Below are 12200 nucleotides of genomic sequence, written 5' to 3'. Positions count from 1 at the left end.
GGTAGAGCTAGATCACCTGATCCTGTGGGGTGATCACAAGCCGGTCAATGTTGACGTGTGCAGGCAACGAGGCCACCCACCGGATCGTTTCCGCAATATCGCCCGCGGTGAGATTCACCTTGCCCTCATAGACAGCATTGGCTGCCTGCCGGTCACCTTTAAACCGCACCAGCGAAAAATCAGTATGCACCCGACCTGGGTTGATTTCTGCCACACGGATACCTCGTTCTTGGAACTCAATGCGCATGACCTTATCCATGGCCGATACCCCGAACTTCGCAGCGTTATAGCCAGCGCCACCGGCATAGGGCGCGATACCGGCGATCGAACTGATGTTGATAATCAGACCATTACTGCTGCTCAACACATCAAGCAGAGCCCTCGTTACCCGCAAGGTGCCTAACACGTTGGTGTTATACATCCACTGCCAATCCTCAAGGTTTGCTTGGGCAATGGGATCAAGCCCTAATGCGCCTCCCGCGTTATTCACCAGCAGGTCACATCGCGGAATCTGCGCCGCAAACGCAGCCACGGACTCATCGCTTGTCACATCAAGTTCAATCGCCGTACCGGCAATATCAGCAGCCAGAACATCCAACAGGTGTTTGCGCCGTGCCGCTACGATCACATGCCAACCATCGGCCGCAAGAGCACGCGCGGCAGCCTCACCAATACCCGAGGAGGCACCGGTAACAACCGCAATCTTTTTCTCATTAACCACATGTTGATTCGACATGGCACTAGCTTTCCACGAGAAGTGGCGACGCGCCACGGGGGCGATCATCTACCATCCCCACCGCCTGCATGGTGGCATAGCACGTGGTAGGCCCAACAAATTGGAAACCACAACGCTTCAACTCTTTAGCCATCGCCCGAGACTCCACCGTCTGCGAAGGGATATCCGCCACCGTAAGAGGAGGCGTATGCTGCGCCGGCGCAAACGACCACAACACCTCATCCAAGCCACCATGCTCACGCAGATCAATCACAGCACGAGCGTTATTGACCACCGCCATGATTTTGCGCCGATTGCGAATCAGGCGGGCGTCGACAAGCAAAGCCTGCACATCCGCCTCCGTCATACACGCCACCCGATCCGCATCAAACCCCCAGAAAACCTCCCGAAAAGCAGCGCGCTTCTGCAGCACCGTCCGCCAACTCAGCCCCGACTGGAACCCCTCTAGTGCTAATCGCTCAAACAACCCCGACTCCGAATGAACCGGTGCGCCCCACTCATAGTCGTAATAATGACGCAACAGCGCATCCCCCACCGCCCACGCAGGGCGTACCCGACCATCATCACAAGAAATAAGATCCATACCGTTCATAACAGCGAGGCTAAAACATCCCTCCAACACGCGGGGGTAAAACAGGGGGAACCTATAGCTTTACCTGCCGAAATGTCAGATTTATCCGCCCCTGAGACACCCCACATCGCGTCGGTGCCGTGTCCTCGTGCAGCCGCACCACCGAATGAAACATGTCTCGCGACGGTCCACCAAACACCACCGCATCCCCGCTCCCCAACACCACATCCTGCCACGGACGCTGCCGATTCACACCATTGCCCGCCCGAAACACCGCCGAATCTCCAATAGACAACGACACCACCGGTGCACGGGAATCCTCAAACGCATCTTGGTGCATCCCCATCCCAGCACCCGGCGGATAATAATTCACCAAAGCCGCATCAATGCGATAAGAATCCACCCACGCGGCAAGGGAGTCGTCAACACCCGCAGCAGCCCGCAAAACCTCATGCGCCAGCGCCGAAAACTCCACAGGAATAGGCGGGACAGCCACCCCACCCCACTGAGAAACATACTGGTAGGTGCGGTATTCCCAGTGCAACCCCAAGGACATCAAATAGGCACTCATCGTGCCAGACGCCCACTGCTGCCGGTGCATCGCAAGCGGAGTACCTGCCACCGAGCGCGCAATCTCACGGCACTGCTGCACCACGGCGAACTGCTGGTCCAACCCCATCCAACGTGGCAGGTGAACAAGACCAGGGCGCAGAGCCCGTGGCAGCTCACCACTACCCCAACCGCTATCACTGAAAAGATCTGGCATACCCACTAACCTAGCCATCATGAGCTTAGACCCGCATACCCCAGCCACGATGGCCGACCAGCGCGCCCAACGATGGCATATCCCGGTATCTCCGGAGATCACGCAGGCTATGGCTCGCACCGCCGAGTTGGTTTTCGATTACAACGCCACTCACCCAGCGCATACCGAGGAGCTTAGTCGCCTCCGCCGGTTGATCCTCAGCCCCGCCAGTAAGGACTGCACGATCAGACAGCCTCTGACCATTGAATATGGTGTTAACACGACCATTGGCAAAGACACTTTTATCAATTACGGCGTGACCATCCTCGACACCGCAGAGGTCACCATTGGCAACTAGGTTCTTATCGGGCCGAACTGCCAGCTCATCACGGTCACCCACCCCGTTGACAACGCCGATATGCGCACCGCCGGCTGGGAAATTGCCCACCCGATTGTCGTCGGCAAGCAGGCATGGCTAGGGGCTGGCGTGATCGTTTTACCTGGGGTCACCATCGGCGAGCGTGCTGTTATCGGCGCTGGCAGTGTGGTCACCCACGATATTCCCGACGACACCATCGCCTACGGCAACCCCGCCCGAGTTATACGCACCGCCAATCCTCACACCACTTATGAGCTTTAATCTTTCCGTTATCGGCGCCGGCCTGCCCGTCGCACAGTCCACCACGACGCTTATCGACGCCCTGCGCACCCATCGCATGGCGGTGGTACAAGCCCCACCTGGCACAGGTAAAACCACCCTTGTACCACCCATTGCACACAATGTAACTGGCGGCAAGGTGATCGTGGTGGCCCCGCGCAGGGTGGCTGTTCGTGCTGCCGCCCATCATCTTGAACAGCTCGACCGGAGCAGTTGCGATCAGCCCAGTACACATCGTGTGGGTTATACCATTCGCGGCGAGCGTTCTCGGGGTGACCTCGTGGAGTTTGTCACCCCAGGCGTGCTGTTGCGCAGGCTGATTTCTAACCCGGAGCTCGACGGAGTCTCTGCCGTGGTGGTCGATGAGGTCCATGAGCGCCAACTCGACACCGACCTTGTCCTTGGCATGCTTGTTGAGCTACGAGAGCTTCGCGACGACCTCACGGTGATCGCAATGTCCGCAACCGTCGATGCCCCGCGCTTTGCTGAACTACTGAGCCCAGAACACCCAGCACCTATCGTGGAAACCCACGCGGAGATTCACCCCTTGGAGCTGCATTATCAGCCTGCTGCCGAGCGCATAGCACTGAGCCGCTCATACATGGATCATGTGTGCACAGTTACCCAGCGTGCGGTGGCACACTCCACGGATTCCGCCTTGGTGTTCCTCCCCACCATTGCTGCCGTGACCACTGCGGTTTCCACTTTAGAGCAGCGCACATCCGTGCCGGTTTATCCTCTGCATGGCCAGTTGACTAGTTCGGAGCAAGACGCTGCGCTGCGCGCTGGTCGGCAGCGGATCGTGGTGGCAACGTCGATAGCCGAAAGCTCTTTGACCGTGCCAGGTGTGCGCATTGTTGTCGACGCCGGCCTAAGCCGTGTTCCCAAACGCGATCGCGCCCGTGGCCTCACCGGACTGGTCACCACCAGCACCAGCCAGGCACAAGCAGACCAGCGTGCAGGACGCGCTGGGCGTGAAGGCCCAGGCACCGTGTACCGCCTGTACTCGGCGGCGGAGTTTCAGCACTTCCCCGACCACGTCACCCCAGAAATCCGCTCCGCCGATCTCACCCAGGCGGCACTGTTTTTGGCCGCGTGGGGTTGTACTGATCCCGCACAGTTTCCGCTGCTTAGCGCGCCCCCGAAGCAATCATGGGAGCAGGCCGTGGATACATTGCGCGACATCGGCGCACTTAACGCCGCAGGCCAGATCACTGAACTTGGTCGCACACTGGCCACATTGCCCACGGACCCTCGGCTGGGTGCGTCGTTGCTGCATTGTGGCGGCGGGGCTGCACCGACGATTGCGGCGCTAAGTCTTGATGCCCGTGGCGATATTCCTCGTGCAATCGCGGCGATGTCTCATCAGCAGCGTTTTACCCGCGAGGTGGCACGGTTAGCGAGGTTCGTGCCCGATTCTGAGTGCACACCAGGGGAAGCGATCGCGCGGGCGTGGCCCAAAAATGTGGCGCGACGCGATGGCGACAGCTATCTTATGGCAGGAGGTACCCGTGCTGAGCTGGGGGTTTCTAGTCTTTTTGGCCATGAGTGGCTTGCGGTGGCGCAGGCGTCTCTCACGCATCGTGGCAGTGTTATTCGTTCGGCTGCCCCTATCAGCGAGGCCACTGCTGTGGACATCATCGGCGTTGCGGAGCGCACCGAGGCTACGCTTGTCGACGGCTCCCTGCGGGGCACGCGCATCCGCCACGCCGGCGCAATAACATTGAGCACAACCAATGTGAAAGTTGAGGGTGAGCTCGCGGAACAAGCACTCGCCGAGGGGATCCGCACCCATGGCCTTGAGCTGTTTACGTTCTCCGATAAGGCCACCGAGCTGCGCGATCGCCTCCGACATCTTCACGAGTATTACGGTGAACCGTGGCCGGATGTTGATGCAGCCGATCCCACTTTTTGGCTTGGCCCTGAGATCTCAGCATTGGCCGCCGGAACCCCAGCGGCCCGAATTGACCTCTACCCCGCACTCCAGCGCTTGCTTCCGTGGCCGGAGGCCACCCGCCTCGATGAACTGGCACCTGCAGTACTCGAATTGCCTAATGGTCGCCGTGCCCGTATCTCCTATGCTGGCGACCGGCCGGTGCTGAGCACTCGGCTTCAAGACTGCTTTGGTATCCTGGAGTCTCCTATCGTATGTGGCCGCCCGCTTCAGTTTCATTTGTTGTCGCCTGCTGGCCGCCCGCTTGCGGTGACCGACACGTTGGATAGTTTCTGGGCGGGTCCCTACCAGCAGGTTCGTTCTGATATGCGCGGACGCTACCCCAAGCATCCGTGGCCGGAGGATCCGTTGGCTATCCGTTGAACCACTGTTGCTTTGTCAGGTAGATACTCATCACGACGACGAGGGTGAGCAGGGCTGCGCGTAGGAGTCGGGTCCCGCCGCCGAGGACGGTGCGTGCGCCTAGTTGTGCGCCAGCAACGTTGGCGATGGCGAGGATGATGCCGAGTTTCCAGAGGATGTGGCCTGCGGCGATGAAGACGCAGAGGGCACCGATGTTGGTTGCGGTGTTGATTACTTTTGCTAGGGCTGCGGATCGGATGAAATCTTGGGAGAGCAAGGCGGTAAACGCCATGATGAGGAACATGCCGGTGCCGGGGCCGAAGATGCCGTCGTAAAGCGCGATGGCAGCAACAGCGAGGAGAGCGAGGGCACGTCCCCAAGGTTTGTGGGTGCTGTTGTCTTGTCCGAAATCGGGTCTGAGCGCCACAAAGAGGCCGGCGATAAGCATCAATATGATAACAATTGGTCGCATAACATCTTTGCTTATCGACGCCGCCATCAGCGCACCCAATCCCGAACACACGGCCGCAACGGGGATCATACGTAGCGCGAGGGACGTATCTACGCCCACTTTGCGCACGAGAGTTACCGCCGCGGAGGACGTTCCGGTAACTGCCGCAAATTTGTTTGTGGCCAGCGCATTTGCAGGCAATAGCCCAGGGGCTACGGCCATGATGAGGGGGATGAGGATCAGCCCACCGCCACCAATGACGGCATCTACCCAACCGGCGGCGGCCGCCCCAAAGGTGAGTATCGCCCAGCCGCTTAGCCCTAGATCCATAGAGATGTTGTCCCTTGCGAGTTGTTGTTTTGTCGTCAGCATTGTTCGTGGTTACACACTACGCTTGGAGGTAACCAAGCTTGTGGAGGTGAGCACCGTGAGATTGACTACCGTTTTTCAAGGCACTGTAACTACTACCGCGATTGCTGCCGCGGTGACCCTGGGGGTAGGTGGTTGCTCGTCGGCGGGATCGGTTCAGCAAGCAGCCCCAGAGGTCGTCCAACTTGGCGGCTATGTGGTGGAGCTCAGCAACGGTGTTGATCTTGCCTGCGAGTTCAACATGAAACAGGCCCAGTGTTCACCGCTGCAATTTGTTACCACGTGGAAGAACACCGAAGGTGCCCACGAGCAAGCCACCACGGTACGAGTCCAGGCGGAGCCGTTTGCGGTGTCGGCAACGGGTAAGCAGCCACCGGTGCGCGATCAGGGCTTTGCCCACCTAAGCAGGGAACACCGCTATGTGGTCGGCGATCCGCAGTCGGGGTGGACGATCGATACCTCGGCACCGGATTCGCTGAAGATCAGCAGGCCAGATGGCAAGGGTGTGGTGATAACACGAGATTCCTATGAGGCTGTGAATTAACAAAGTGGCATGGAATAGCAGTGTTGCCGCGCGGTGGCTGCTGGTGGTTCCATCCTCGGCTGCAACCGGATATGTGTTCAGCATGTTGCATGTTCCTGCGGCATGGATTCTCGGCGCGATTTTTGTATCGGCCACGATGGCGATTGTGAGCAGCACGGAGCTACCGATCCACAAGGAGGTGTTTAACCTCGGCCGTGGCTTCATTGGAATTCTCGCGGGTTTGCCGTTAGCTACTGCGAACCCGGCGCTGCTGGCACGCTACGTGCTGCCTGGCCTCATGGTCACGTTTATCACGTTGGCAATTGGCATTGTGGGTGGCATGCTGTTGGCGCGGGCGCAGCCGTTGATTTCTCAGGAGACGGGCATTTTGTCGATGTTGGCTGGTGGGGCGTCGGTCATGCCGGTGTTGGCGCAGGATCTGGGCGCGGATTTTCGCTATGTGGCATTGTCGCAGTATTTGCGTCTAGTGGCGGTGTCGATGTCGTTGCCGCTCGTGGCTCATATGATTGCGCCGACGGGTTTGGACCATGTGGTTACCCCGCGTGGCGACCAGCCGTGGTGGGCGCTTGCGCTTGTGTGTGTGATTGCGGCGGTGGGCCATCGTCTTGCGGCGGTGTTGCGGATTCCGGTGCCGTCGATTCTGGGGCCGTTGCTTCTTATTGTTGCTGCTAGTGCGGTGTTGCCGCATGTGGATTTCACCCCGCCAATGGTGGTGCGCATTTTTGCGTTTTTGTGCATTGGTTGGATGTGCGGCGGTGGGTTATCGGTGGCTGCGTTGAAGTTTTTTGCACGCCAAGTACCTGCCACGATGATTTTTATCGTGGTGTTGTTGGGTGGTTGTGCGCTTACGGCGTGGCCGTTGGCTGCGACCATGGGCGTGGATTATTTTGACGCGTATTTGGCTACCAGCCCTGGTGGCTTGGAGACGGTCCTAGCCCTTGCCAGCGAGGGCGGTGCTGGCCCGATTGTGGTGGCCGTGCAGATTATCCGCTTGTTGTGTGTGTTGTTGCTGGCAGGGTGGCTGCCGCAGCTTATTAGATTGCTGCGGAGGGGTTGATCTTTTCTAGGACGCGGGTGACTGCGGCGAGGTCGGCGTCGTCGAAGCCCAGCATGTCGTTGAGCTCGTCGTTCATTTTTTGGGCTTTGGTTTTCAGCCGGCGGCCGCGGGTGGTCAGGCACACGACTACTTTGCGATAGTCGCTTTGTTCGTGTTCGCGGGTAACAAAACCATTGGCCTCCATGCGCCGCAGTAGTGGCGAGAGGGTACCGCTGTCGAGGTCGAGGGGGTCTGACAGTTCACTGACGGTCTGGCGATCTTTTTCCCACAACAGCAGCAGGACCAAGTACTGGGAGTACGTGATGCCCCACTGGTCGAAGTAGACGCGGTACATTCGCTGCATGAGGCGCGATCCGGTGTACAGCTGGAAACAGATCTGCTGGTCCAGTTTCAGTTGGTCAGACATACACCACATTATATTGCGCGCAACAGGTGGAGTGGAAATCGTGGGTTAGCGAAGTACCTCACGCCGCAGGATCGACATAGGGATAGATCCCAACGCTAGGGCACGGCTGTGAAATTCCGGCAGGCTCATCCCTTGAGCAACGGCACTATCGCGCAGGTCCTCCCAGAGGCGCTGTCCGAGGGCATAGGATGGCGCTTGGCCCGGCCAGCCAAGGTAGCGGTCGAGTTCGAAGGCGAGGTTCTTCTCGTCCATAGCCACGTTGGCTCGTAGGAAGTCCCAAGCATAGGCGGCATCCCATACGCCGCCGTCGGGGGTGGTTTTGCGCAGGTGCACGCCGATGTCGAGGACGACGCGGGCGGCGCGGAGGCGTTGTGCGTCGAGCATGCCCATCATGGTGCCGGGGTCGTCGTGGTATCCCAGTTCGGCCATGAGTTGTTCGGCGTAGAGGGCCCAGCCTTCGCCGTGTCCGGAGTTCCAGCAGGCTACGCGTCGCCATAGGTTGAGGTTGTCGCGTTCGCAGGTGGCTTGTCCGCATTGCAGGTGGTGTCCTGGTACCGCTTCGTGGAATACGGTGGTAAGTTCTTGCCACGTGTGGAATTCTTCTTGACCTGCGGGAACAGACCACCACATGCGCCCTGGGCGGGTGAAGTCGTCTGATGGCGGGGTGTAGAAGATTCCGCCGGTGCCCGCGGGGTCGATTTTGGCTTCGATGGTGTGTACTAGTTCGGGGATGGCGAAGTGGGTGCCGTTGAGATCGGCGATTACGCGGTCGGCTTGGCTTTGCATCCATTGTTGCAGCGCGTCCACGCCGTGGATGGTGTAGCGCTCTTCGGTATCGAGGCGTTTCATGGCGTCGGCGACGCTGGTGCTAGCACCGTAGAGTTCGGCGGCGATGGCTTCTTGCTTATCGACGATCTCCCGCAGGCGCTCTTGACCCCACAGGTAGGCGTCGTCAAGGTCTACTACATCACCAACAAACAGGTGGCTTAGGCGTTGGTAGCGCTCCCTACCAACGGCATCCTCGGCAGGCGCTTTGGGCAGCAGTTCGGTGCGCAGCCACTGGGCCATCTCCCCGCAGGCTGCCTGCGCGTGCTCCACAGCGGCACCCGATGCGCCTAACTGTGTCAGCATTGATTGAGGCTGGGTAAGCTCCGTGAGTTGTTCGATCACGCACTGCACTTGGCGGGCAGCCGACACCGTGCCCGCTGCGGCTGCTACCTGCAGGGATTCCTTATATCCGGCCAGTGCGCGCGGGAGGTGAGTCAGACGCGCGGCAATGGCATCGCGCTGCTCGTCGGTATCCTGCGGCATGAGCAAGAAGGTGTCACGAATGGTTTGTACTGGTGACTCAATATTGTTGAGCTTTGCTAGGTTGTCGCCAGCCGCATCAATGTCTAATTCCGCCCCGAGGCGATCCCGCAGCACAGCAGCCGTGACACGGTCAACTGAGTCGAGGGTGTCTTCTGCGGGAATGGCGTTCAGAAGTTTGCGATGCTGCTCCGCAACTTTTCCCAATACGCTGGGGAAAAGTCTTGGAGTTGATCGTCATAGCCGCTAATCCCCCACGCGGTCGCCTCAGTGGGAGAAATAGCAGCAAGATCATACACATACGCCTCACAGGAGGCGTCGAGAACAGAAGGAATCCGTGGGCTATTCATGCCTCGACAGTCTAGTCGGACAGCCACTTCAGCCCAGGGTTCACCCACGAGCTGAAGCCTTGGAAAAGCTCCTCAGAATCTTTCGCCATCACCAGCGCATCAATATAACGCTCTGGAATAAAGCCTTCTTCTCCCATTGTGCGCAATGCAGCAATAAAAGGATCCCAGAACTCCTCAATATTCATCAACGCCACCGGCCCCGCATACGGCCCTAGCTGCTGACGCACCAACACCTGGAACATTTCTTCCATGGTGCCCATGCCACCTGGCAGAACTACAAAGGCGTCGGCAAGCTCTTCCATGCGCGTCTTACGCTGCGCCATCGTGTCAGTAATGTCGAGCGCACTCAAACCAGGATGCGCCTGCTCTAGATCAACAAGCGCATGCGGCATCACACCATGCACCTTGCCACCCGCGGCGATAGCAGCGTCGGCAGCAATACCCATCAGACCTGGCCTGCCGCCACCATAAACCATGGTGATACCGCGCTGCGCCAACGCAGTACCCAACTCACGCGCTGCCTGCGCATACTCAGGGCGCTCCCCCACAGCAGAACCGCAATACACAGCAACACTACGAATCTTCGGACTCAAGGTCTTCAGCATGATAGCGCCATATTCAACCTCACAGTCCTGAGCAGCGAAATCATGGCGCGCATAAAGGCGACGAGCTGGCGACTGCTTTTCCACATTCACCGCAATACCAGGCCAACCGTTCAAGCGACCATACTCGGTTGCCTGCTCAATCAACCAGCCGCCGATCCCCTTCCCGCGCCACGCTTCATCCAAACGAAGCGTCATCTCAGGCACAGCGGGGTTGAGGTAGGCCAGTCCGTTAATGAACTGCACGCACATGGTACCCACGACGGCACCAGAGGCATCTTCTACCACGATGCCAATATCGCCACGCCCCTCGTTAAAAAAGGTGTACTCCGACAACGGCGCTACAGCGAGATCGTTGGCGGTAAAGTGCTGCTCAAAACGATTCAAGTTACGTAAAACGGAGTCCGTGTGCGCGGGGACATCGGCGTTGGTCATGGCATGGACGGACACTCCGAGGCCCTGCATAAAGTCAGGCAGTTCTGGGGAAAAGCTCATGTGAACACAGTCTAGGGCACTACGAGGACTGTGCAATAACTGCCGTGATGATTGTGAGTGAGTAGTTCGTGCCAAATTGCATCTTTTCTTATATCTCCGACCTGCGGAAATGCAAAACAAGCAAAAAAGTTTTGGCACGAACTACTCACTTCACCTCATTAGCACCGGCGCCGTGCCACATCCCACAGCATGCTGCAGATCAAAAACGCCACGCAGGTAATACCAAACAGGGGTGCCACCACGCCATAGATCACCATGGCAGCAACGCCTACCCAGCCAAGTGCACCATATCCGCGCACACCGTCTACGCTGCGCGCCGGAGCGCTACCAACCCACGCGGTGCCACGGCGCTGGAACCACAGCAGGTAGCCGCGCACCACGAGGATGAGAAGTCCAATAGCCAACAGACCGAGAGCGATTTGGTTAGGTACGCCCAGCAGGGTGCCCATGTGCAGTTCGATCAGCCAGGCGGTGAGCTTTGCGGGCAATGACCACTGCTCAAAGTCCACGCGGTCGGTCACCTGCCCGTTAGAGCCGTCGACAGCCAAGGCATCGTAGGTGAGGCGGTAAGCAACGCGGTCTTCCGAGGCGGTCCAGGCGCGGCCGTCTTCCTTCGGGGGCTTGACGGTAAAGGGGGTTCGCAGTTCGCCGGCGGCGGTGGTTGCTACGCGTTGCGCCTGCTCAGATACGTCCAGAGCCGCCATGTGCGCATGATGTCCGCTGTGCCCACTGTGCTCGGCGTGGGGGTCGGCGGGGGTTTGCTCGGCTGCTGTACCGAGCGCCGTGCTTACCGACGGGTTAGTCCAGTTCAAGGCGGTGCGTACCGAACGAATGTTTTCGCCTGCTACAGACGACCATGTCAATCCGGTGATGGTCAAAAAGATCATGCCGGCGGCCACAAGGGTACCGATCGCGCCGTGCCAGCGCAGATTGCGGGTGCGGCCGCGGCCGTCGATACGCAACATGGCAGCTAGACGGCCGGCCTTACGTTGGCGTTTCCACCACAGGTACACACCACTGACGGCGAGGACACCGAGCCACGATGCGGCGGTTTCGGAGTAGAGTCGGCCAGGTTCGCCGAGCCAAAGATCGCGGTGTCCGAGTGAGAGCCAGTGGCGGATGGGAAGTGCTGCTGAGCCGCCGTATTGCGGCATATCGCCGGTGATGTCGCCGGTGTACTGGTTGACAAAGACTGCCTGCGTGGTGCTCTTGGGCAAGGTGGGGTCGTTGAACATCACGCGTGTGGCTTGGTCGGGGTTGCCTACGCGCACACCAGCGAGTTCAAGGTCGGGGTGGGTGGCGCGGGCGATGTCGACAATGCGCTCTAGTGGTAGCTCATCGCCGCTGGGTGTCACGTTGATGGCTTCGGAGTAGACGGCCTTATCTAGGCTGGGGCCGAAGGCGTAGCCGAGGCCGGTCAGCGATGCGATGAAGATGAGCGGTGCGCAGATAATACCTGCGAAGAAGTGCAGTCGTCGCAGGTGGCGGGGCAAAGCGCGTGTCGACGCCCCCTGCTTCTCGCCGGCGGGTGTGTAAGTTGCAACCATAAACAACTTTCCGTGATGGGTTGTGGCAATGGGACGCAGTAGTTGTCGGCGAGGATTGGCTAAGA

General features: G+C 59.1%; 12 protein-coding genes and 1 pseudogene. 5 read left to right on the top strand and 8 right to left on the bottom strand.

Annotation, left to right across the window (positions count from 1 at the left end; translation table 11 throughout):
- Nucleotides 1–7 precede the first annotated feature (7 nt).
- Genes ABMV07_RS00585 through ABMV07_RS00575 form a run of 3 tightly spaced genes read right to left on the bottom strand, consistent with a single transcriptional unit; the run spans nucleotide 8 to nucleotide 2073 of the window.
- Nucleotides 8–736: an SDR family oxidoreductase gene (locus ABMV07_RS00585; protein WP_196981327.1), complete on the bottom strand. Its 729-nt coding sequence runs from the start codon at nucleotides 734–736 to the stop codon at nucleotides 8–10.
- Nucleotides 737–740: 4 nt separating this feature from the next.
- Nucleotides 741–1328: a DNA-3-methyladenine glycosylase I gene (locus tag ABMV07_RS00580; protein WP_010934046.1), complete on the bottom strand. Its 588-nt coding sequence runs from the start codon at nucleotides 1326–1328 to the stop codon at nucleotides 741–743.
- 52 nt (nucleotides 1329–1380) lie between these two features.
- Nucleotides 1381–2073, bottom strand: coding sequence for an alpha-ketoglutarate-dependent dioxygenase AlkB family protein (locus ABMV07_RS00575; protein ID WP_082257667.1), 693 nt, complete (start codon nucleotides 2071–2073; stop codon nucleotides 1381–1383).
- 19 nt (nucleotides 2074–2092) lie between these two features.
- On the opposite strand from ABMV07_RS00575, the gene ABMV07_RS00570 reads away from it, so the two are divergent.
- From ABMV07_RS00570 to hrpB, 3 genes are read left to right on the top strand one after another with little or no spacing between them, the layout of a single operon-like run.
- Nucleotides 2093–2410 carry a maltose acetyltransferase domain-containing protein gene (locus tag ABMV07_RS00570; protein WP_197690297.1) on the top strand — a complete coding sequence of 106 codons (318 nt, stop codon included), beginning with the start codon at nucleotides 2093–2095 and terminating at the stop codon, nucleotides 2408–2410.
- Nucleotides 2411–2470: 60 nt separating this feature from the next.
- Nucleotides 2471–2692, top strand: a complete 222-nt coding sequence (locus ABMV07_RS00565; RefSeq protein WP_197690296.1) for a DapH/DapD/GlmU-related protein — start codon at nucleotides 2471–2473, stop codon at nucleotides 2690–2692.
- Entirely contained in the window at nucleotides 2682–5027 is a 2346-nt protein-coding gene (gene hrpB, locus ABMV07_RS00560) for an ATP-dependent helicase HrpB (protein ID WP_374064788.1), read from the top strand. Before ABMV07_RS00565 ends, hrpB begins: the two co-directional genes overlap by 11 nt.
- Here hrpB and ABMV07_RS00555 read toward each other — a convergent pair.
- A complete protein-coding gene (locus ABMV07_RS00555; protein WP_196977287.1) occupies nucleotides 5017–5787 on the bottom strand; it encodes a TSUP family transporter in 771 nt (256 codons plus the stop codon). The two genes, hrpB and ABMV07_RS00555, sit on opposite strands and share 11 nt — an antisense overlap.
- Before the next feature lie 4 nt (nucleotides 5788–5791).
- On the opposite strand from ABMV07_RS00555, the gene ABMV07_RS00550 reads away from it, so the two are divergent.
- Together ABMV07_RS00550 and ABMV07_RS00545 are read left to right on the top strand one after the other, a co-directional pair.
- Nucleotides 5792–6370, top strand: coding sequence for a hypothetical protein (locus tag ABMV07_RS00550; protein ID WP_088268034.1), 579 nt, complete (start codon nucleotides 5792–5794; stop codon nucleotides 6368–6370).
- 4 nt (nucleotides 6371–6374) lie between these two features.
- Entirely contained in the window at nucleotides 6375–7427 is a 1053-nt protein-coding gene (locus tag ABMV07_RS00545) for an AbrB family transcriptional regulator (protein ID WP_196981330.1), read from the top strand.
- Here the strand turns inward: ABMV07_RS00545 and ABMV07_RS00540 are convergent.
- The 4 genes and pseudogenes from ABMV07_RS00540 to ABMV07_RS00525 all read right to left on the bottom strand — a co-directional run bounded on the left by ABMV07_RS00540 (nucleotide 7405) and on the right by ABMV07_RS00525 (nucleotide 12135).
- On the bottom strand, nucleotides 7405–7842 hold the full coding sequence (locus tag ABMV07_RS00540) for a MarR family winged helix-turn-helix transcriptional regulator (protein ID WP_197690294.1): 438 nt from the start codon (nucleotides 7840–7842) through the stop codon (nucleotides 7405–7407). The two genes, ABMV07_RS00545 and ABMV07_RS00540, sit on opposite strands and share 23 nt — an antisense overlap.
- 36 nt (nucleotides 7843–7878) lie before the next feature.
- Nucleotides 7879–9491: pseudogene (locus ABMV07_RS00535) on the bottom strand (DUF885 domain-containing protein).
- An 11-nt stretch (nucleotides 9492–9502) separates the two neighbouring features.
- Entirely contained in the window at nucleotides 9503–10588 is a 1086-nt protein-coding gene (locus ABMV07_RS00530; RefSeq protein WP_199325591.1) for a TIGR00730 family Rossman fold protein, read from the bottom strand.
- 158 nt (nucleotides 10589–10746) lie between these two features.
- Nucleotides 10747–12135, bottom strand: coding sequence for a PepSY domain-containing protein (locus tag ABMV07_RS00525; RefSeq protein WP_088268030.1), 1389 nt, complete (start codon nucleotides 12133–12135; stop codon nucleotides 10747–10749).
- Between the last annotated feature and the right edge of the window lie 65 nt (nucleotides 12136–12200).

Origin of the sequence: Corynebacterium belfantii, assembly GCF_041898185.1 — a bacterium.
Classification (GTDB): domain Bacteria; phylum Actinomycetota; class Actinomycetes; order Mycobacteriales; family Mycobacteriaceae; genus Corynebacterium; species Corynebacterium belfantii.
This window is presented reverse-complemented; position numbering and strand designations above follow the sequence as displayed.